Below are 23902 nucleotides of genomic sequence, written 5' to 3'. Positions count from 1 at the left end.
CGTTGAGCGGCAGTTCGTCCAGCACCATCACCAGCGCGGGGACCATATAGGCGGGCAGGCGGCGGCCGAGTTCCTCGCGCACCTCGTCGGTGTCCAGGATCGACCCGGCCGCAACGACATACGCCACCAACTGATCGCCGGTGTGCACGTCGTGGCGGACCACGGCCACGGCCTGGCCGATCTCGGGCAGGGCGGTCAGCGCCGACTCGATCTCGCCCAGTTCGATGCGCAGACCGCGCAGCTTGACCTGGAAGTCGGTGCGGCCCAGGTATTCCAGCTCACCGTCGCCGGTCCAGTAGACCAGGTCGCCGGTGCGGTACATGCGCTCACCGTCACCGAACGGGTTGGCCACGAACCGATCCGCGGACAGATCGGGCCGACGCACGTAACCGTGCGCGAGCTGCGCGCCCGCCAGATACAGCTCACCCGCGACACCCACCGGAGTCGGCTGCAATCGCGAATCCAGCACGTAGACACGGGTGTTGAACACCGGGCGGCCGATCGGCACCGTTTCCTGATCGGACGCGGTGACCTGGTGGTACGTCACGTCGACCGCGGCCTCGGTCGGGCCGTACAGGTTGTGCACCGCCGAACCGGTCAGCTCCCGCAGCCGGTGCGCCGACCGGGGTGCCAGCGCCTCACCGGAGGCGAACACCATGCGCAGCGAACGACACTGCGCCACAGCGGATTCGGCGACGAAGACGGACAGCATGGACGGCACGAAGTGCGTCACCGTCACGCCCTCGGCCGCGATCAACTCCGCCAGGTAGGCCGGATCACGATGACCGTCCGGCTTCGCGACGACCAGTCGCGCGCCGATCTGCAACGGCCAGAAGAACTCCCACACCGAGACGTCGAACGTCGAGGGCGTCTTCTGCAACACCACATCGTCGGAGGTGAGGCCGTACTCGGACTGCATCCAGACCAGGCGGTTCACGATCGCCGAATGCGGCACCGCCACACCCTTCGGGCGACCGGTCGAGCCCGAGGTGAAGATGACATACGCGGTGTCGGCCGGACGCAGCGGGTACCGGCGGTCGTCGTCGGTGAGCGGCTCGATCGAATATCCGGACAGGTCCAGCAGATCGATCCGCACCTGCGCGGTGTCGATCTCCAGGTCGTCACCGGAGGTGAGCACGCAGACCGGGTCCGCGGTGCGCAGGATGTACTCGGTGCGCTCGGCGGGGTGATCGGGATCCAGCGGCACGTACGCGCCACCGGCCACGGAGACGGCGTACATGCCGACCACCAGATCGATCGAACGGCGCATGCCCAGGGCGACGAAGGATTCCGCGCCCACACCGCGATCCACCAGCCAGCGCGCCAAGCGGTGCACGCGGGCGGCGAACTCGGAATACGACAGCGTCCCGGAGGGACTCGATGAGGGGCGGTGGTCGGGCGACGGGTGGGCCAGAGTTGTCCCCTCGAACGTGAGCGCGGGTTCTTCCGGCGTGCGGGCGGCCTGCGCCTCGAACATCGACACCAGGGTCGCGGCCTGGTCGGGCAGCGGGTGCGCGGTGTCGTTCCAACGCGTGACCACCAGATCGCGTTCGGCGGCGTCCAGCAGGGCGATATCGCCCACCGGCGCCTCCGGATCGGCCGTGATCGCGGTCAGCACCCGGACCAACCGGCCCGCGATGCGGCGGATCGAGCTCTCGGAGAACAGATCTCGCAGATATCCGGCGCGGATCCGCAGGCTCTGCCCGGTATCGCCCGGACGGGTGTCGAGCTGCGCGATCAGGGTCAGCGGATAGTGCGTGGCGTCGGCGGCCTCGAGCCCGGTGACGGCCATACCGTCGATGTCGGCGGCCTGCGCCCGGATGCCCTCGGAGTCGACCGGGTAGGACTCGAACACGACCAGGGTGTCGAACAGTCCGCCCATTCCGGCGGCCTGCTGGATGTCGGCCAGGCCGACGTAGTGGTGATCGAGCAGGTCCGCCTGTTCGCCCTGGGTCCGGGTGAGCAGCGCGCGCACCGATTCGGCCGGATCGATGTCCACCCGCACCGGAACGGTATTGATGAACAGGCCGACCATGGATTCCACGCCCGGCAGCTGCGCCGGACGTCCCGAGACCGTGGTGCCGAACAGCACGTCGTCGCGGCCGGTGGTGCGGCCCAGCAGAATTCCCCACGCGACCTGCAACACCGTATTCGGCGTGACGCCGAGCCCGGTCGCCAGTTCGGTGAGTCGCGCGGTGGCGGCCTCGTCGAGGCCGAACAGGTATTCATCGGACAGCGAGGTGATCTCGCGGCCCGAATCCGGGCGGGTCAGCAGGGTCGGCTCGGAGACACCGGACAGCGCCGCGGCCCAGGCCGCGACCGAGGCCGAATGATCCTGCTGCGCAACCCATTCCAGGAAGTGCCGGTACGAGCGCACCGGGGGCATCGCGGCGGTGTCGGCGCGGGTCGCGTACAGCACCAGCAGATCCCGCATGAGCAGCGGCATCGACCAGCCGTCCAGCAGGATGTGGTGGTTGGACACCGCGAGCTGCCATTCGCGCTCGCCCACCCGGATCAGCGTGAACCGGATCAGCGGCGGCTCGGTGAGATCGAACCGCTGTGTCCGGTCGGCTTCGATGATCTCGCTCGCCCGCGCGCCGCCGCGCGCGACCGTCGGGCGGCAGTCGTGTTCGGCCCAGGCCACCCGCACACCGTCCAGAACCAACTGCACCGGATTGCCCTGGGCGTCGGTGACGAAGGCGGTGCGCAGATTCTCGTAGCGATCCACCAGCGCCTGCGCGGCCGCGCGCAGGCGGTCCGCGTCGACTCGGCCGGTCAGCGTGAGCACGGCCTGTGCGGTGTACACGTCCACCGAGGTGGCGGCCAGCTGAGCGTGGAACAGCAGACCGGCCTGCAGGGCCGACAGCGGCCACACCTCGGTCAGCGCCGGGAAGCGGCGCTCCCAGTCGTCCACATCCTGCTGGGTGCTGCGCACGAGGGCGAAGTCCGACGGGGTGTGCCCGCCCGCCTGCGCCGAATCCGCGTGGCGCGCAACCGCTTCCACGGCCTCGATCCACAACCGGCCGAATCCCTCGACCGCCTCGTCGCCGAGCAGCGTGGTCGGGTAGCCGATATTGGCGGTGAGCTGATCACCGACCACGATGGCGTTGATGTCCAGCGGGGCCATCGCGGGCATATCGGCGTCGTAGTCGCCGCCGAGCGCACCCAGTTCGGGTGCGGGAATCCAGCCGAAGCCGCGCAGCGACTCGGGCACGCCGCCCTCGGAGACCCGGCCCAGGTAGTTGAAGCTGACCTGGCCCGGCAACTGCGCCGGAAGCTGCTCGGCGGTGTCCGGGTTCAGGTAACGCAGCAGGCCGTAGCCCACGCCCTTGTCCGGGACGGCACGCAACTGTTCCTTGATCGCCTTGACCGCGCGGCCCATGGCGGGACCGCCGGTCAGCGCGTCCGCGACATCGATCCCGGACAGATCCACCCGAACCGGATAGATCGCGGTGAACCAGCCGACGGTCCGGGACAGATCCGCGCCCGGAACCAGATCCTCTTCGCGCCCATGGCCTTCCAGCCGGATGAGCAGCGAATCCGAACCCTCCTGGTCGGCCTCGCCGAGACGCTCGGCGCGCCAGGCCGCGGTCGCCAGGACCAGCGCGGTCACCAGGGCATCGTTGACGCCGCCGTGGAACAGGGCGGGAACCGTGGTCAGCAGTGCCCGGGTGACCTCGGCCGACACCTCGACGCGATGGCGGGCGATGACTCCCGACACGTCGATGGCCGGATCCATGGGACGCGCGGTCAGCAGCGGGTCCGGACCCTCGACCGCCGCACGCCACCGCTCCAGTTCACCGGTGCGCTCGGACGCGACCTGCTCGAGCGCGTGGGACCAGGTACGCATGCTGGTACCCGGTTCGGCGAGCTCCGGTGTCTGCCCGGAGGACAGCTGTCCCCAGGCGGTCACGAAGTCCGGCACCAGGATTCGCCAGGACACACCGTCGATGATCATGTGGTGCGCGGCGACGACGAGTCGTCCGGCGCGCTCGGCGCCCGTGCCGGAGACCGGCTGCAGCCAGACGAACCGGATCACCACGCCCGCTTCGGGATCCAGCCGGTCCAGCGTGGCATCCAGTGCGGCGCTGGCGATTTCGAAGACCGCGTCCTCGTCGGCCGAGGCGTCGAATTCGACCCGGTCGATCAGCGCGTCCGCGTCGACCGTGCCCGGTTCGGCCGTCTCGATGATCCATTCCGCGCCCGCGTGCCGACGCAGTCGCGCGCGCAGCATGTCGTGCCGGTCGATGACCGCGCCCACCGTCGCGGCGATACCCGCGCGGTCGATGCCGATCGGAAGTTCCAGTGCCAGAGTCTGATTGAAGCGACCGATACCGCCGGGGCGCTCCACCATGAACCGCACCACCGGGGTCAGCGGCATCGTGCCGACACCGCCGCCGGGCAGTTCGGGCAGCCGCGCCATCGCGTCACCCTGGGCGTCGGTCGTGGTGGCGACCTCGGCGAGGGCGGCCACGGTGCGCTGTTCGAACACGTCGCGCGGGGAGAACACCACGCCGCGCGCTTTGGCCCGCGCGACCAGCTGGATGGACACGATACTGTCGCCGCCCAGCGCGAAGAACGAATCCTCGATGCCGACCCGCTCGATGCCCAGCACCTCGGCGAAGACCTCGGCGAGAGTGTGCTCGAGCGGAGTGCGCGGCGCGGTGAAGGCGGCCTCGGAGGCGAAGACCGGTTCGGGCAGCGCCCGGCGGTCCAGCTTGCCGACCGGGGTCAGCGGGATGTGGTCCAGCACCATCACCGACGCGGGCACCATATAGGCGGGCAGCCGCTTGCCGATGTGTTCGGTGAGGGCCGCGATGTCGATCGTATGTCCCTGCGCCGCAACGACATACGACACCAGCGAGGTCGCGCCCGCGGCGCTGCGGTGCCCGATCGTCGCGGCGAAGTCGACGGCCTCGTGCGAGGTCAGCGCGGTGTCGATCTCGCCGAGCTCGATGCGGAAACCGCGGACCTTCACCTGGAAGTCCGAGCGGCCGACATACTCCAGGCGGTGCTCGAGCGCGCCGTCCCGCAGTTGCCGCGAGGTCCAGCGCACCACGTCACCGGTGCGGTACATCCGCTCACCCGGTGCGAACGGGTTGGCCACGAACTTGTCCGCGGTCAGGCTCGCTCGCGCGTGGTATCCGCGGGTGACCTGGATACCCGAGACGTACAGCTCACCGGCCACACCGTCGGGCACCGGCTGCAACCGGTTGTCCAGCACCAGCGAACCCACGCCGCGGTTCGGCCCGCCCATGGTCAGCGCGTCGCCGGGCAGCAGCGGCTCGCCGATGTTGACCACGATCTGAGTCTCGGTCGGGCCGTAGATGTTGTGGAAGGACCGGATCGGGCCGTCCGGGCCGCCCAGCGGAATCGCCCACTTGGCCAGCAGCTCCGGCGAATACGCCTCACCGCCGACCGCCAGCACCCGCAGGCTGTCCAGTCCGGCCGGATCCAGCGTCGCCAGGGCGGCCGGGGTGATGAACAGATGGCTGACCTGCTCGCGCCGGATCAGCTCGTACAGCTCCTCACCGCCGAATACGCCCGTGGGCACGATCACCAGCGTGCCGCCGGGGCCGACCGCGAACAGCAGTTCCATCAGCGAGGCGTCGAAGCTCGGCGAGGAGAAATGCAGTGTGCGCGAATCGGAGTCGAGCCGGTAGCGCGCGACCTGCTCGGCGCTGAAGTTGGCCAGACCCGCGTGCGGCACCACCACGCCCTTGGGCACACCGGTGGAACCGGAGGTGTAGATGACGTACGCGAGGTTGTACGGCCGCAGCGGGCGCACCCGGTCCGCGTCGGTCACCGCCGCCGCGTCGAACGCGTCGAGGTCCAGCTCGTCCAGGACCAGCCACTGCACCGAATCCGGCAGGTCCGCGCGCACCGAGGCCACGGTCAGGCCGATCGGGGTGCCCGAATCGGTGATCATGTGCTCGATGCGGTCGGCCGGATAGGACGGGTCGATCGGCACGAAGGCCGCACCCGACTTGGTCACGCCCCATTCGGCGAAATACGAGTCCGCCGAACGCGGAATCGCGATCGCGATCAGGTCCTCGGTGCCCAGGCCGCGATCGATCAGCAAGCGGGCCAGGCGATTCGAACGTTCGTCGAGTTCGCCGTAGCTGAGCCGGATGTCGCGGAACACCACCGCCGGCGCGGCCGGATCGCGCGAGACGGCCGCGGCCAGCAGCTCGGGCAGCGTACCCGGCGCGAGCGCGGGACCGCCTGTGCGAGAGACGATCTCGGCACGTTCGGCGGGTTCCAGGATCTCGATGGTCCCGACGACCACCTCCGGGTCGGCGGCGATCGCCTCGAGCACCCACTGCCAGCGGGTGACGAACTCCGCGGCGGTGGCCTCGTCGAACAGTTCGGTCGCGTAGGTCAGCGCCAGGGACATCCCGGCCGCGTCCCGCTCGGACAGGGTGAACTGCAGGTCGAAGCGGGCGATGTTCTCGTCCAGATCCAGCGCCGAGACCGTCAGGCCCGGCAGCTCGAGTCCGGCGCGTTCCATGTTCTGGAACGACAGCGCCACCTGGAACAGCGGATTGCGCGCCTGGGACCGCTCGGGCGCGAGCAACTCCACCAGCCGCTCGAACGGCACGTCGGCATTGCCGAACGCGTCCAGGTCGGTATGCCGCACCCGATCCAGCAGCGCGCCGAACGATTCGGACCGATCGATCTCGGTGCGCAGCACCAGGGTGTTGACGAACATGCCGACCAGATCGTCGAGCGCGGCCTCACCGCGTCCGGCGACCGGGGTGCCCACGGCGATGTCGTCGCCGCCGGACAGCCGGGCAAGCAGCACCGACAGCGCACCGTGCATCACCATGAACAGCGACGAACCGCGCTGGCGCGCAACCTCTTCCAGCTTCGAGACCAGCTCCGGAGGCAACGTGCGCCACAGCGTGGCGCCGCGATGCGAGGCGACCGCGGGCCGCGGGCGATCCGCGGGCAGGGTCAGCTCGTCCGGAATACCGGCCAGCGCCTGCTGCCAGTAGCCGAGCTGGCGCGACAGCAGCGAGTCCGGATCGTCCTCGGTGCCCAGCGCCTCGCGCTGCCAGATCGCGAAATCGGCGTACTGCACCGGCAGCGGAGTCCAGCCGGGAGCGCTGCCCTGGGTGCGCGCGGTGTACGCGGTCATCAGGTCGCGGGCCAGCGGCGTCATCGAGATCGCGTCACCGGCGATGTGATGCACCACCACGACCAGCACGTGCTCATCCGGCTGCACCCGGAACAGCCGGGCGCGCAACGGAACCTGTTCGGCCACATCGAATCCGATGGACGCGAACTCCGCGAGCGCGGCGGCCAGCTCGTCCGCGCCGATCGGATAGGCGCGCAGGTCCAGCGCGATCTGCTCGGCCGCCACCACCAGCTGGGTCGGCGCGCCGCCGTGCTCGGGATAGCGGGTGCGCAGCGACTCGTGCCGCCGCACCACGTCGAAGATCGCCAATTGCAGTGCGGCGGTGTCGAGTTCGCCGGACAGCCGGATCGCCAGCGGCAGGTTGTAGGCCGCCGAGGACTTGTCGTACTGGTTCAGGAACCACATCCGCTGCTGCGCGAACGACAGCGGCACCAGATCGGCGCTGTTGCGCGGGCGCGGGGCCAGCCGCGGCCCGGCGTCGTCACCGGTGTGCGATTCCACCCGCGCGGCCAGCGCCTCCACGGTGGGCGCCTCGAACAGCGCGCGCACCGCCACCGTGGTACCCAGCGCCGCGCCGATTCGCGCGACCACGCGGGTCGCGATCAGCGAGTTGCCGCCCAGTTCGAAGAAGTCGTCGTCCAGGCCGACGCCGCGTCCGGCGGACCGCTCGATGCCGAGCACCTCGGCGAAGACCGCGGCCACCGCCTCCTGCACCGGCGTCTCCGGCGCGCGGTAGGCGCGGGCCTGCACCGCGGGTGCGGGCAGCGCCCGGCGATCCAGTTTCCCGTTGACGGTCAACGGGATTCGATCCAGCACCACGAAGGCCGTGGGCACCATGTAGGAGGGCAGCCGCTCGGCCGCGCCGTCGCGCACGACGTCCAGCGCCGGCGCGGAATCCGGTTCGGGCACCACGTAGGCGACGATGCGCTGGTCGCCGGGCTGGTCCTCGCGCACGATGACGGCGGTCTGGGCGATACCCGGCTGGGCCAGCACCGCGGCCTCGATCTCGCCGAGTTCGATGCGGAAACCGCGCACCTTGACCTGATCGTCGGCGCGGCCCAGGTACTCCAGCTCACCGTGCCGGTTCCAGCGCGCCACGTCACCGGTGCGGTACATCCGGGAACCGTTGTCTCCCGAGATATCCGGAACGAACCGCGTCGCGGTCAGATCCGGGCGGCCCAGATAGCCGCGCGAGAGCTGACGCCCCGAGACGTACATCTCGCCGGCCACCCCGACCGGCACCGGGTGCAGGCGGTCGTCCAGCACCCGCACGCGCAGTCCGGCGATGGCGCGGCCGACGACCGAACCCGTTGCAGCGGAAACGGTTTCGGCATCGATCGGCCGATACGACACGTGCACGGTCGTCTCGGTGATGCCGTACATGTTGACCAGTTGCGGATTGCCCGGCGTGCTGCCGTCGGCGCCCGCACCGTACCGCGCGACCCAGTCCGCGAGGCGGCGCAGCTCCAGCGCTTCGCCACCGAAGACGATGTACCGCAACGACAGCGGGCGCGCGGCGGTCCGCGGATCGGAGACGGCGTTGCGGTCCGCCTCGGCGAGCTGATAGAACGCCGACGGCGTCTGGTTGAGCACCGTGACCCGTTCGCGCCGCAGCAGTTCCAGGAACTGTTCGGGCGAGCGCGAGGTGTAGTAGTCGACCACGATCAGGGTGCCGCCGAACAGCAGCGGACCCCACAGCTCCCACACCGAGAAGTCGAAGGCGAAGGAGTGGAACAGCGTCCACACGTCCTCGGAGCCGAAACCGAAGTCCCGATCGGTATTGGCGAACAGCCGCACCACGTTGCGGTGCTCGACCGCGACGCCCTTGGGGCGGCCGGTCGAACCGGAGGTGTAGATGACGTACGCGACGTCATGGGCGCGCAGCGGCGCGAGACGGTCGGCGTCGGTGACCGGATGCTCCCCGGAGTCCAGCAGATCGGGCACATCGATGCCGTAGTGGTCCATCAGCACGACCGGCAGCGCGGTCCCGTCCGCGCGCACGCCCAGATCGATCTCGACGGTGCTGTCGATGATCGCCACCGCCGGATCCGAATCGCCCAGCACATAGGAGATCCGCTCGGCCGGATAGCTCGGATCGACCGGCACGTAACCCGCGCCGGACTTGACCACCGCGAGCAGGGCGACCACCAGATCCGCCGAGCGCGGCAGGATCACCGCGACCAGCGAGCCCGGCCCCGCGCCCTGGTCGATCAGCCTGCGCGCCAACTGGTTCGCGCGCTGATCCAGGGAGGTGTAGGTGAGCCGGTCATCGCCGAACTTCACCGCGATCCGGTCCGGATTCGCCACGACCATCTCGTCGAACAGATCCGACAGGGTCCGGTCGGCATCGGCGAAACGCGCCGTCACGGGATGCTGTGCGGCGGTGTCCGCCGCGTCGAGGGTGTCGATTCCCGAACTCACCCAGCGGTTGGTGACATCGAGCCGCTCGGCCTCACCGAGCAGATCGATATCGCCGAGCACCGCCGCCGGATCCTCGACCACGGCGTGCAGGATGCGCAGCAACCGGTCCGAGAAGGCCGCGACGGTCGCGGGATCGAACAGATCGGTGGCGTAGTTCCAGGACAGCGACAGCCCACCGGCGGCCGTGGCCGGATCCTCCGGGACGGCCTCGCCGACGGTCAGCTGGATGTCGAACTTCGCAGTGGCCGAGTCGAATTCGACGACCTCGAGGTCCAGGCCGGGCAGGCTCACCGAGGCCGCGTCACGCTGACCGGTCGCCTCGAAGGTCAGCACGACCTGGAACAGCGGGTGGTGCGCCTGCGAGCGGACCGGGCTCAGCACGTCCACCAGAGTTTCGAACGGCACGTCGGCATGGCCGAACGCGGCCAGATCGGTGCGGCGCACCTCGTCCAGCAGTTCGGCGAACCGAACGTCCGGGCGGACCTCGGTCCGCAGCACGAGCGTGTTGACGAACATGCCGACCATGTCGTCGAGCGCGCGCTCGCCGCGGCCCGCGATCGGCGTGCCGATGGCGATGTCGCGGCTGCCGGACAGCCGCGCCGCCCAGGTGGCCAGCACCGCGTGCATCAGCATGAACAGCGTGACACCGTGCGCGCGGGCCAATTCGGTCAGCGCGCCGTGCAGTTCGGCGTCGATCGAGAAGTTGTGCGTACCACCGGAATTGGTGGCGGCCTCCGGACGCGGCCGATCCGCCGGCAGATCGATCTGCTCGGGCAGGTCGCGCAGCTGCTCGGCCCAGTAGGCGATCTGCCGCGCGGTCGCCGAGGCGGAGTCGTCCGGCGTGCCGAGCACCTCGTGCTGCCACAGCGCGTAGTCCGCGTACTGCACCGGCAGGGGCGTCCAGGCGGGGGCCTCACCGCGCGAGCGCTCGGAGTAGGCGGCCACCACATCGCGCAGCAGCGGCCGCAGCGAGAAGCCGTCACCGCTGATGTGGTGCATCACCAGCACCACGACGTGTTCGTCGGGCAACTGCCGACGGTCGCCATTACGGCCCGGAGCCGCCGCGCGGGTCACCTCCAGAAGGCTTGCGCGGAAGGGGATCTCGGCGGTGACGTCGAAGTGCACACTGGCCAGTTCCAGGATGCGCGCGGGCAATTCCGCCTCGGTCACCGGTTCGGCGGTGAGTTCGAACTCCACCGACGGCGCGGGCAGGACCTGCTGATAGCCGACGCCCTCGGTCTCGGGGTAGATGGTTCGCAGCGCCTCGTGCCGGATCTGCACATCGCGCACGGCGGCGGCGAAGGCGTCCCGGTCCAGCTCGCCGGTCAACCGGATGGCGACCGGGATGTTGTTGACCGCGGTGCGGTGATCGAAGCGGTTCAGGAACCACATCCGCTGCTGCGCGGGCGAGAGCGGCACCAGCTCGGGCCGCGGCCGCGGGGTCAGCGGCGTGCGACCGCCCTGTCCCGCATGCGATTCCACGCGCGCGGCCAGCGCCGCGACGCTGGACGCCTCGAACAGCACACGCACCGGCACCTCGGTGTCCAGCGCCGCGCCCAGGCGCGCGGCGACCTGCGTGGCCAGCAGCGAGTTGCCGCCGAGGGCGAAGAAGTCGTCGTCCAGACCGACCCGCTCCACTCCGAGGACCTCGGCGAGGGTATCGGCCACGGCCTGCTCGACCGAGGTGCCCGGGGCCCGGAACACCCGGGCCTCGAAAGTCGGCTCGGGCAGCGCCCGGCGGTCCAGCTTGCCCGAGGCGTTGAGCGGGAACTCGTCCAGCACCACGAAGGCAGTCGGTACCATGTAACCCGGAACATGCTGTCCCAGTTCGGATTTCACCACGTCGACGGAGATCTGCGCACCGGGCGCGGCGACCAGGTAGGCGACCAGCTGATCGCCCAGGCGCTCGTCGGCGCGCACCAGCACGACCGACTGCGCGACCGCGTCGATGGCGGTCAGCGCGGACTCGATCTCACCCAGTTCGATGCGCAGACCGCGCAACTTCACCTGGAAGTCGGTGCGGCCCAGGTATTCCAGCTCACCGCTGGGCGTCCAGACGACCAGGTCGCCCGTGCGGTACATGCGCTCGCCGTCACCGAACGGGTTGGCCACGAACCGATCCGCGGACAGATCCGCCCGCGCCACATAGCCGCGCGCGAGCTGCGCGCCCGCCAGATACAGCTCACCCGCGACACCCACCGGAACCGGCCGCAGCCGCGAATCCAGCACGTACACACGGGTGTTGAACACCGGAGCGCCGATCGGCACGGCGATGCTGTCGGCAGCGGTCACCTCGTGATAGGTGACGTCGACCGCGGCCTCGGTCGGGCCGTACAGGTTGTGCAGGCGCGCACCGGTCAACGCGCGCAACTGCTGCGCGATCGGGCCGGGCAGCGCCTCACCGGAGGCGAAGACGTTGCGCAGCCGCACCGCCGGGACGCCGCCCGCGATCGCCACGACCCCACGCTCGTTCGCCAGCGCGGCGACGAACACCGCCAGCATGGACGGAACGAAGTGCGCCACCGTCACGCCCTCGGCCGCGATCAACTCCGCCAGGTAGGCCGGATCACGATGACCGTCCGGCTTGGCGACGACCAGTCGCGCACCGATCTGCAAGGGCCAGAAGAACTCCCACACCGACACGTCGAACGTCGAGGGCGTCTTCTGCAACACCACGTCATCCGCGGCCAGGCCGTACTGCGCGTGCATCCACACCAGGCGGTTCACGATCGCACCGTGCGGCACCGCCACGCCCTTCGGGCGACCCGTCGAACCGGAGGTGAAGATCACGTACGCGATATTCGAAGAATCCAGTGGCGCGACACGATCGGCGTCGGTGAGCGGAGCGCCGGAGAACACCGACAGATCCAGATCCTCGACCACCGTCGGCGCGTCCGCACCGGCACGCCCGCCGGGCAGATCGACGAAATCGGTATCGCTGGTCAGTACACAGGCCGGACGGGCGGTGTCGAGGATGTACTCGTTGCGCTCGATCGGATGGTCCGGGTCCAGCGGCAGATACGCACCGCCCGCGGCGCTCACCGCGTAGATGCCCACCACCAGCTCGATCGAACGCCGCATGCCCAGTGCGACAACGGATTCGGGGCCGACGCCCTGCGTGACGAGCCAGCGCGCGAGCCGCCGGACGCGGTCGGCGAACTCGCCGTAGGACAGGGTTGTCCCCTCGAAGCTCAGCGCGGGCGCGTCCGGCGTCCGCGCAGCCTGCGCCTCGAACAGGGAGATCAGCGTGTCCGCGGCGTCGTCCGAGCTGCTCGGCAGCGCCGCGGCGATCTCGAAGTCGGTCTCGTTCCAGCGGCGCAGCACCCGGACCCGCTCGGTGGGGTCGAGCAGTTCCAGATCACCCACCGCGGCGGACGGGTCGGCCACGACGGCCTCGAGCACGCGCACGAACCGCGCACCGAACGTCCGGGCGAACGCGGAGTCGAAAAGATCTGCGGCATAGACGAGTTCGGCGTCCATCGCGGTGTCCGGGCCCTCGCCGGCAACGGTCTCGGACAGGGTCAGCTGCAGATCGAACTTGGCCATCGGCGCGTCGGCACGCAGCTCGGAGACGCTCAACCCGGGCAGCTCGAGCATGGTCGGGCCCATGTTCTGGAAGGTCAGCATGACCTGGAACAGCGGGTGGCGGCCCTGCGAGCGAGCCGGATCGACCACCTCGACCAGCCGCTCGAACGGCACGCCCGCATGCGCGAACGCACCCAGATCACGTTCGCGCACATCGGCCAGCAGCTCGGTGAAGGCCGCGCCGGAATCCACCGGCGTGCGCAACACCAGCGTGTTGACGACCATGCCGACCAGATCGTCCAGGGCCTGCTCGCCGCGACCGGCGACCGGGATGCCGACCGCGATGTCGTCGGTGCCGCTCAGGCGGGCCAGCAGAGCCGCGAAGGCGCTGTGCACCACCATGAACAGTGTGCTGCCGTGTGTGCGAGCCACATCGTTGAGCGCGTCGACGAGGTAGCCGGGCACCTGGAACCGGTGCGTCCCGGCCGCGTACGACGCGATCGGCGGACGCGGGCGGGTGGACAGCCGCAGTTCCTCGGGCAGTCCGGACAGCGTGGTGCGCCAGTAGTCGAGCTGGGTGGACACCACCGAGCGCGGATCGTCCTCGGAACCGAGCTGATCCCGTTGCCACAGTGCGTAATCCACGTACTGGATCGGCAGCGGAGCCCACTCGGGAGCATGGCCCTCGCCCCGCGCGACATAGGCGACCATCAGGTCGCGCACCAGCGGGCGCATCGAGAAACCGTCCGCGGCGATGTGATGCGCGACGACGGCGAGCACGTGATCGGTCGGACCGCTGCGGAACAGCCGCAGCCGCACCGGGGCCTGCGCCGTGACGTCGAAGCCGCGTCCGGCGAATTCGGCGAGCCCGGCGTGCAATTCACCGGCGTCGATCACGTCGATCAGATCGATGCCCGGGAACGCCTGGGCCGCGGGCAGCACCTGCTGATAGCCGACGCCCTCGTGCGAGGGGTACACCGTGCGCAGCGATTCGTGCCGGGCGACGATATCGCCCACCGCGCCGCGCAGCGCGGCCAGATCCAGCTCGCCGCGCAACTGCACCGCCACCGCGATGTTGTTGGCCGCGGAATCGGTGTCGAAGCGGTTCAGGAACCACATCCGCTGCTGCGCCGGTGACAACGGCGGACGTTCCGGCCGCGGGCGTGCTGTGAGCGCCTGGCGCTCACCGGATCCGGTCTGGGTGCTCACCCGCGCGGCCAGTCCGGCCACGGTCGGCGCCTCGAACAGCGTCCGCACCCCGACCTGCGCGTCCAGCGCGGCGCTCAGACGAGCGGTGACCTGGGTGGCGATCAGCGAGTTGCCGCCCAGGGCGAAGAAATCGTCGTCCGCGCCGATCTGCTCGGTGCCCAGCAACTCGACGAAGATGCCCGCGACCAGCTCCTCGAGCGGCGTCGAGGGTGCGCGGAATTCGCGGGTGCTCAGCTCGGGCGCGGGCAGCGCGCGGCGATCGAGCTTGCCGACCGGGGTCAGCGGGATCTCGTCCAGCACCATGATCGAGGTGGGGACCATATAGCCCGGCAGCCGGTCCGCGACATGGGTCGAGACCGCGGCCACGTCGACCGCGTGCCCCGGCACCGCGCGCACATAGGACACCAGCACGGTCGAGCCGTTGTCCACCGTGTGGCCGAGGGTGACCGCGAAATCGACGTCCGGGTGGCTGGTCAGCGTGGCATCGATCTCGCCCAGTTCGATGCGGAAGCCGCGGATCTTCACCTGGAAGTCGTTGCGGCCCACGTATTCCACGACCGGAGTCGCGTCGCGGCCGGTGCGCCGCCAGCGCACCACGTCACCGGTGCGGTACAGCCGCTCGCCCGGACCGCCGTACGGATCGGCCACGAATCGCGCCGCGGTCAGTTCGCTGCGCGCGAAATAGCCTCGGGCCAACTGGATTCCGCCGACGTACAGCTCACCCGCGACCCCCTCGGGCACCGGGTGCAGGCGACTGTCCAGAACCAGGGCGCGCATACCCCGGACCGGACCGCCGATGGTGACCGGATCGCCGGGCCGCAGCCGCTCGCTGATGTTGGTGGCCACGGTCGCCTCGGTCGGACCGTAGGCATTGTGGAACCGCCGGTCGGTGCCCGAATTACTCGGCGCGGCAGACCATTTCGCGACCAGATCGGCCGAGACGGCCTCACCGCCCGCGATGATGACCGCCATCCCGGTCAGGGCGGCCGGATCCAGCGAGGCCAGCACCGAGGGCGTGATCAGCCCGACCGTGACGCGCTCGCGCGCGATCAGCTCGCCGAGTTCCTCACCGCCGTAGGTGCCCGGCGGCACGACCACCAGGGCGCCGGCAGAACCCACGGCCAGCAGCATCTCCAGCACCGAGGCGTCGAAGGACGGCGAGGCGAAGGCCAGCGCCCGCGAATCACGGTCCAGGCCATAGCGTTCCACCTGCAGCGCACTGAAGTTGGCTAGACCCGCATGGGTGACCACGACGCCCTTGGGCAGACCGGTGGAGCCGGAGGTATAGATGACGTAGGCGATGTTCCGCGGCCGCAGCGGGCTGCGGCGATCCGCATCGGTGACCGGCGCGGGCGAGACGGCCTCGGCCGCCGCGGTCAGCTCCGGATCGTCCAGGGCGAGCCAGCCCGCGCCCGCCATCGGCGGCAGCGCGTCGACCTCGTCGAGCAGCGTGATGCCCAGTCGCGCACCGGAATCGGAGATCATGTGCGCGATGCGGTCGGCCGGGTAGGCCGGATCGACCGGCAGGTACGCCGCACCCGTACGGGTCACCGCCCAGATCGCCAGCACCGATTCGACCGATCGCGGAACTGCCACGGCCACAAGCACTTCGGGTCCCGCGCCGCGCTCGATCAGGACCCGGGCCAGCCGGTTGGCGGCCGCGTCCAATTCGGCGTAGGTCAGCGAGCGTCCGCGGAAGACGACGGCCTGGCCGTCCGGATTGGCCGCCACCGCGGCGGCCATGATCTCCGGCAGCGTGGACGGCTCGATCGCCACATCCCCACGGCGGGTGAGCAGTTCGGCGCGCTCGGCCTCGGCCAGGATCTCCAGATCCCCCACCGCCAGCTCGGGGCGCTCGGTGATCTGCTCGAGCAGGCGCATGAAACGTTCGGCGAACACCGCGATGGTGGGCTCGTCGAACAGGTCCCGGGCGAAGGAGAATTCGCCCAGCATCCCGGCGTTGTCGGCGCCGGTCTCGCGCAGGGTCAGCGCGAGGTCGAATTTCGCGGTCTCCACATCGAAATCGACCGTGCTGACCCGCAATCCAGGCAGTTCGAAATTGCGCTCGGGCAGATTCTCGAACGACAGCGCGACCTGGAACAGCGGATGACGCGCCTGCGAGCGGGCCGGGTTGAGCACCTCGACCAGCCGCTCGAACGGGACGTCGGCGTGCGCGAAGGCCTGCAGGTCGGTATTGCGCGACCGGCCGAGCAGATCGGCGAAGCTCGCGGTGTCGCGCACCTCGGTCCGCAGCACCAGCGTGTTGACGAACATGCCGATCAGATCGTCCAGCGCCGCCTCGCCACGACCGGCCACCGGCGTGCCGATGGCGATGTCCGTGGTCCCGGACAGCCGGGCCAGCAGTACGGCCAGCGCACCGTGCATCACCATGAACAGCGAGGCGTTGTGCCGCCGGCCCAATTCCACGAGCCGGGACTGGATCTCGGGCGAGATGACGAAGGTGTGTGTGCCGCCGCGATAGGTGGCCACGGCCGGACGCGGCCGATCCGAGGGCAGCGTCAGCTCGTCGGGCAGATCGGCCAGCTCGCGGGTCCAGTAGCGAATCTGGTTGGAGATCAACGAGTTCTGGTCGTCCTCCGAGCCGAGCACCTCGCGCTGCCACAGCGCGTAGTCGGCGTACTGCACCGGCAGGTGCGCCCAGGCCGGGGGTTCCCAGGTGGTGCGCGCGGCATAGGCGACCATCACGTCGCGGGCCAGCGGTCCCATCGACCAGCCGTCGGCGGAGATGTGGTGCACCACCATGCCGAGCACGTACTCGGTCTCGCTGATCTCGAAAAGCCTTGCGTGCAAAGGCACTTCGCTGGTCACGTCGAATGCCATCGAGGCCAGCTCGATCAGGTGCTCGACGATATTGGTCTCGGTCACCGGGATCGGGGTCAGGTCGGGCACGATCTGCGCCGCGTCCAGCACCACCTGAACCGGCGCGCTGCCGGTCTCCGGGAACACCGTGCGCAGCGACTCGTGCCGGTCGATCACGTCGATGACCGCGACCTGCAGCGCCGCGACGTCCAGTTCACCGGACAGCCGGATGGCCACCGGGATGTTGTTGACCGAGGAGGCGGTGTCGTAGCGGTTCAGGAACCACATCCGCTGCTGCGCCAGCGACAGCGGCACCCGATCGGGCCGCTCGCGGGCGACCAGCGCCTCACGGCCGCCGTCGCCGACGTGGGATTCGATCCGGATCGCCAGCGCGGCGACGGTGCTCGCGTCGAACAGCATGCGCACCGGCACCCGGGTGTCCAGCGCGATGCCCAGCCGGGAGGCGACCTGCGTGGCGATCAGCGAGTTGCCGCCCAGATCGAAGAAGTCGTCGTCGACGCCGACCCGGGCCAGGCCCAGCACCTCGCCGAAGGTCCGCGCGACGATCTCCTCGATCGGCGTTGTGGGAGCGCGGAATTCGCGCAGCTCGAACACCGGCGCGGGCAACGCGCGGCGGTCCAGTTTGCCGGAGGCGTTGAGCGGCAGCGCATCCAGCACCACCAGTGCCGAGGGAACCATGTAGCCGGGCAGGGCCTCGGTCAGTTCGGCGCGCACGACGTCGGTGTCGACCTCGTGGTCGGGCGCGGCGACGAGATAGCCGACCAGTTGATCGCCCAGATGGCCGTCCGAACGCACCACCGCGACGGCCTGCGCGACCGAATCGATGGCCGTCAGCGCGGATTCGACCTCGCCGAGCTCGATGCGCAGGCCGCGCAGCTTCACCTGGAAGTCGGTGCGGCCCAGATATTCCAGCTCACCCGCGACGGTCCACTTGACCAGGTCGCCGGTGCGGTACATGCGCTCGCCGGCCGCGCCCGCGAACGGGTCGGCCACGAAACGGTCCACGGTCAGATCCGGGCGGGCCACGTACGCGCGCGCCAGCTGCGTGCCCGCGAGATACAGCTCACCCGCGACACCCACCGGAACCGGCCGCAGCCGCGAATCCAGAACGTAGACAGCGGTATTGAACACCGGGCGGCCGATCGGCACCGAGACCGTGTCGAGCTCGTTCACCTCGTGATAGGTGACGTCGACCGCGGCCTCGGTCGGGCCGTACAGGTTGTGCAGGCGCGCGCCGGTCAGCTCGATCAGCCGCCGCGCGGTCACCGCGGGCAGCGCTTCGCCCGAGGCGAACACCTGCCGCAGGCCCAGTCCGTCGAGTTCGTCGGGTGAGGCCGCGCCGATCTCGGTCACGAACGTCGCGAGCATGGACGGCACGAAATGCGCCGTGGTGACCCGCTCGCCGGTGATCAACCGCATCAGGTACGCCGGGTCGCGGTGCCCGTCGGGTTTGGCGACCACCAGCCTGGCGCCGACCTGCAAGGGCCAGAAGAACTCCCACACCGACACGTCGAAGGTGGCCGGGGTCTTCTGCACGACGACATCGGCGCCGTCCAGGTGGTATTCGTGCTGCATCCACAGCAGGCGGTTCACGATCGCGCCGTGCGGCACCGCCACACCCTTCGGACGACCCGTCGAACCGGAGGTGAAGATCACGTAAGCCGTGTTCGTCGGGCGCAGCGGGGCGAGCCGATCGGCGTCGGTCAGCGGCGTGCCGGAGTAGTCCGACAGATCGAGCCGGTCGATCTCCAGCAGCGGGACGTCGGTTCCGGTCTCGAATTCGTCGTCGGCTGTGCTCAGCACGCACACCGGACGCGCGGTGTCCAGCACGTAGCGGGTGCGCTCGGCCGGATGATCCGGATCCAGCGGGACGTACGCGCCACCGGCCACGGTCACCGCGTACATGCCGACGACCAGGTCGATCGAACGTCGCATGCCCAGTGCCACAAGGGAATCCGGGCCGACACCGAGGTCGGTCAGATGCCGGGCCAGGCGATACACCCGGGCGGCGAACTCGCCGTAGGTCAGCGTCGTCCGCTCGAAGGTCAGAGCGGGTGCTTCGGGGGTGCGTTCGGCCTGCCGGATGAACAGCGAAGCCAGCGTGGCCGTGTCCGGAACCGGGCTGGCGGTGGCGTTGTACTCACGCAGCACCAGGGCACGCTCGGCGTTGTCGAGCAGTTCGATATCGCCGATCGGGCGCGCCGGATCGGAGACGACCGCGTGCAGCGTCCGCAGGAAGCGATCACCGAATGCGGCGACGGTGCTCGCGTCGAACAGATCCGTGGCGTAGGAGATCACCGCGGACACCCCGGCGGGGGCGCCGTCCGCGCCGCGCTGCTCGGTCAGGGTCCACTGCAGATCGAATTTGGCTATGTCGACGTCGAGTTCGTCGGCGCTCACCGTGAGCCCGGCCATCTCCATGGTGGCGTGCGAGAGCTCCTGGAACGAGAGCATCACCTGGAACAGCGGATGCCGCGCCTGCGAGCGGGCCGGGTTGAGCACCTCGACCAGCCGCTCGAACGGGACGTCCGCGTGCGCGAATCCGGCGAGGTCGATTTCCCTTGTGCGGGAGAGCAGTTCGGTGAACGTCTCACCGGCGTCGATCTGCGAGCGCAGCACCAGGGTGTTGACGAACATGCCGATCAGATCGTCCAGCGCCTGCTCGCCGCGACCCGCGATCGGGGTGCCGATCGCGATGTCCTCGGTGCCCGACAGCCGCGCCAGCAGCACCGCCAGCGCGCCGTGCAACACCATGAACAGCGAAACACCCTGTGCCCGAGCCAATCTCGACAACAGAATGTGCAGGTCCCGATCGATGTCGAACGTCACGCGGCTGCCGTGGAAGCTCTGCACGGGCGGGCGCGGGCGATCGGTCGGCAGATCCAGCTGATCGGGCAGGCCCGCCAGAGCGCCCTGCCAGTAGGCGATCTCGCGGGCGGCCATCGAATCCGGATCGTCCTCGGAGCCCAGCACCTCGCGCTGCCACACGCTGAAGTCGGTGTACTGCACCGGAAGCGGGGACCAGGCGGGCGGCTCACCCGCCGCGCGCGCCAGATAGGCGGCGGTCACATCGCGCGCCAGCGGACCGAACGAGAAACCGTCCGCGGCGATGTGATGCACCACGAAGGCCATCGCGTAATCGGTACCGGGCGTGCTGGATCCGCCGGAAACCTTGTAGACCCGCACCCGGATCGGCAGCTCGCTCGTCACATCGAAACCGGTGGACGCGAATTCGGCCAGGGCGGCGGTCAATCGGGCCTCGGCGATCGGCAGCACCGCGATACCGAGATCGATCTCCTCTACGGGCAGCACCTGCTGGTGGCCGCCGCCGTCGGGAGATTCGGGGAACAGCGTGCGCAGCGACTGCTGACGCGTCATGACATCCAGCAGGGCCGCGGTCAGCGCGTCGATGTCGACCGCGCCGCGCAACCGCACCACGAACGGCAGGTTGTAGGTCGGGACGGTCGGATCGAACTGGTTGATGAACCACATCCGCTGCTGGGCCAGCGACAGCGGCACCGGCTCGCCGTTCTCCCCGGTGTGCTGGGCGACCAGCGGCGGCCTGGAAACCTGTGCGGGCGTTGCGGATTCGGCACGCGCGGCGATGGCCGCCACGGTGGGCGTCTCGAACAGCGCGCGCACGCCCAGGGTGATGCCGAACGCGGCGGAGATGCGCGAGACCACCTGGGTGGCGACCAGCGAGTTGCCGCCCAGATCGAAGAAGTCGTCGTCGGCGCCGACCCGATCCTGGCTCAGCACATCGGCGAAGATCCCCGCGACGATCTCCTCGGCCTGCGTGCGCGGGGCCCGGTATCCGGCCGCGTCGGCGCTGAACACCGGCTCCGGCAACGCTTTTCGATCCAGCTTGCCGGAGGTGTTGAGCGGGAAGGCATCCAGCACCATGATCGCCGCGGGCACCATGTAGGCGGGCAGCTGCTCGGCGGCGAATCGGCTCAGTTCCACCGGATCGACCGAAAGTCCCGGCGCGGCAACGACATAGGCCACCAGCTGCTGACCGGTGGCGGTATCGGCGACCAGCACCACGGCCTGGCTCACCGCCGGATGCGCGAGCAGATCGGTCTCGATCTCACCCAGCTCGATACGCTGACCGCGGAACTTCACCTGGAAGTCGGTGCGGCCGATGTACTCCAGCTCACCGCCGTCGTCCCAGCGCACCAGGTCACCGGTGCGGTACATGCGCTCACCGGGCAGGCCGTAGGGATTCGCGACGAACCGGTCCGAGGTCAGATCGGCCCGGCCGCGGTACTCGCGCGCCAGCTGCCGGCCGCCCAGGTACAGCTCGCCCGGCGCATCGATCGCGACCGGGCGCAGCCGCGAATCCAGCACGTACACTTCGACATTCCACTCGGGCACGCCGATCGGCACGACCGTGGTGTCGGCTTCGGTCGCGGTCCGGTGGGTGACCGAGACCGCGGCCTCGGTGGGGCCGTACAGGTTGTGCAGACCGGCGTCGCTGATCGCCCGGAAACCCGCGGCCGTCTCCGGCGGCAGGGCCTCGCCGATGACGAAAACCGCACGCAGCGTGGCACAGTCGTCGCGGGAGGCCGAGGCGACGAAGACGGTCAGCATCGAGGGCACGAAGTCGGTGATCGTGACCCCGTGGCGGCGGATCATCTCCGCGACGTAGACCGGGTCCCGATGCCCGTCCGGTGTGGCGACGATCAGTTTCGCGCCGGACAGCAGCGGCAGGAAATAGCCCCACAGCGAGACGTCGAAGGTGGTCGCGGTCTTCTGCAGGTAGACGTCGTCGGCCGTGAAACCGTACTGCTCGAGCATCCACAGCTGCTGGTTGACGATCGCCCGGTGGGTAACCGCGACGCCCTTGGGGCGACCGGTGGAACCGGAGGTGTAGATGACGTACGCGGTATTCGAATCACGCAGCGGCGCAAGCCGGTCCGCGTCGGCGATCGGATCGGCGGAGTACTCGGACAGGTCCAGGGTGTCGATCGGCAGCCGCCGCACCGACTCGGGCAGCTCCACCCCGTCACCCGAGACGGTCAGCACGCAGACCGGTGCCGCGGAGTCCAGGATGTACGCGGTGCGCTCGGCCGGGTGATCGGGATCGATCGGCACGTACGCGCCACCGGCCTGCAGTACCGCGTGCATGCCGATCACCAGTTCCAGCGAACGTCGCATGCCAAGGGCCACAAGCGATTCCGGGCCCACGCCGTCGGCGATCAGATGCCGGGCGAGCCGGTTGACCCGGGCGGAGAACTCGGCGTAGGTGAGCGTGTCACCCTCGAACTCGAGCGCGACGCTCGAAGGGGTGCGCCGCATCTGCGCGTCCAGCAGCGCCGCGAGCGTCGTCTCGGGAACCTCGTGCGTGGACTCGTTCCATTCGACCAGGGTCCGGTCCAGCTCGGCGGCGGTGGTGATCGGCAGCGCCCACACCGGTTGCCCGGCCTCGGCCGCGAGGAACCGGTCGAAGAACTCCAGGAAACGCGAATGATGCTGTTGCGCTTGATCTTCGGAGTACAGGTTCGGGTTGGTCTCGAAGTCGATGCGCGAGCGCGCGCCGCCCTCGGTCTGATAGAAGTTGACGCCCAGATCCTCGATGGATCCGGTCGAGAGCACATGCAGCTGGCCGACCAGCGGACCCAGCGCCAGTTCGTCCTGGAACAACATGATGTTGACCCACGGCCCGAAGAACTGCTTGGTGACCGCGGCGCCCTCGCCCGCGCTGTCGCGCCGGATGTCCTCGTGCCGGTAGCGCTGATGCCGCAGCGCGCCGGAGACCTCGACGGTCACCGCGCGCAGCAGATCCGCGACCGTGGTCTCGTGTCCCACGTGCAGGCGCATCGGCACGATATTCGAGGTGACACCGCCCGAGCGGCGCATCAGCGCGGTGGTGCGGGCGGTCACCGGCAGGCTCAGGATGACGTCCTCGGCTCCGGTCCACTGCGCCAGATAGGCCGCGAATCCCGCGATGAGCAGCGCCGCGGGCGAGGAGTCGTAGCCGCGCACCGCCGCGTCCAGCAGCTCGTTGCGCTCATCCGACAACGCCTCGGACACCACGCCGTTCAGCGGTGCGGGCGGGGCCGAACGGCCGGTCAGGCTCGAACCCTCCTCGAGTCCGGCCACCCGCTGCGCCCAGTGTTCCTTGTCGGACTGGAAGCGGGTGCTGTCCCGGTAGGCGAATTCGGATTCGACCAGCGAAGGCAGATCGGCGGCCTTGGCGGGCTTGGGCTCGGCCCCGGCGATGTACGCGGTGTACAGCTCGGCGATGCGACGCTGATTGGTCATCGCGCCGAAGCCGTCGAGCACGATGTGGTGGGCGCGCGAGTACCAGTACCAATGGTCGTCGGCCAGTCGCAGGGCCGCGACGGCGACGAGCCGATCGGTGATCGGATTCAGCGGGCCGCTGTACTCCGCGCGCATCCACGCCTGCGCGGCAGCCTCGGGATCGGCCTCATCGCGCAGGTCGACGTAGGTGACCTTGTCGGTGTCCGCGATGGCGTGGTCGATCCACTGCAGGGGCTGACCGTCGCGCTCGACGATGCGCAGGAAGCCCGACCCGAGCTCGCGGGAGGCATCGATACTGGCCCGCTCGAGCACATCGACGTCCAGGTCGCCGTGCAGGTCGACGTACTGGGCGATGGTGATCGGCACCTGCGGGTCCAGATGCTGGGCATACCAGATACCCAGCTGCGCCGGCGACAACGGGAAGAGCGCCTCCCCGGAGTCCGGCGCGGCCGCGATCTCGCTGCCAGCTTCGCCGTTCCCGCCGAATTCCCGCCGGTCCAA

1 protein-coding gene (only partly in view) is annotated in these 23902 nt (G+C 69.7%); it reads right to left on the bottom strand.

The genetic code is table 11. From position 1 onward, the window contains the following. On the bottom strand, positions 1-23902 hold the 5' portion of the coding sequence (locus NM2_RS22235) for a non-ribosomal peptide synthetase (protein WP_067672114.1). 26555 nt of this gene lie to the left of the window's left edge; only the first 23902 of its 50457 coding nucleotides appear in the window; the start codon lies at positions 23900-23902; the stop codon falls past the left edge of the window.

Origin of the sequence: Nocardia miyunensis NBRC 108239, assembly GCF_001613065.1 — a bacterium.
Taxonomy (GTDB): domain Bacteria; phylum Actinomycetota; class Actinomycetes; order Mycobacteriales; family Mycobacteriaceae; genus Nocardia; species Nocardia miyunensis.
This window is presented reverse-complemented; position numbering and strand designations above follow the sequence as displayed.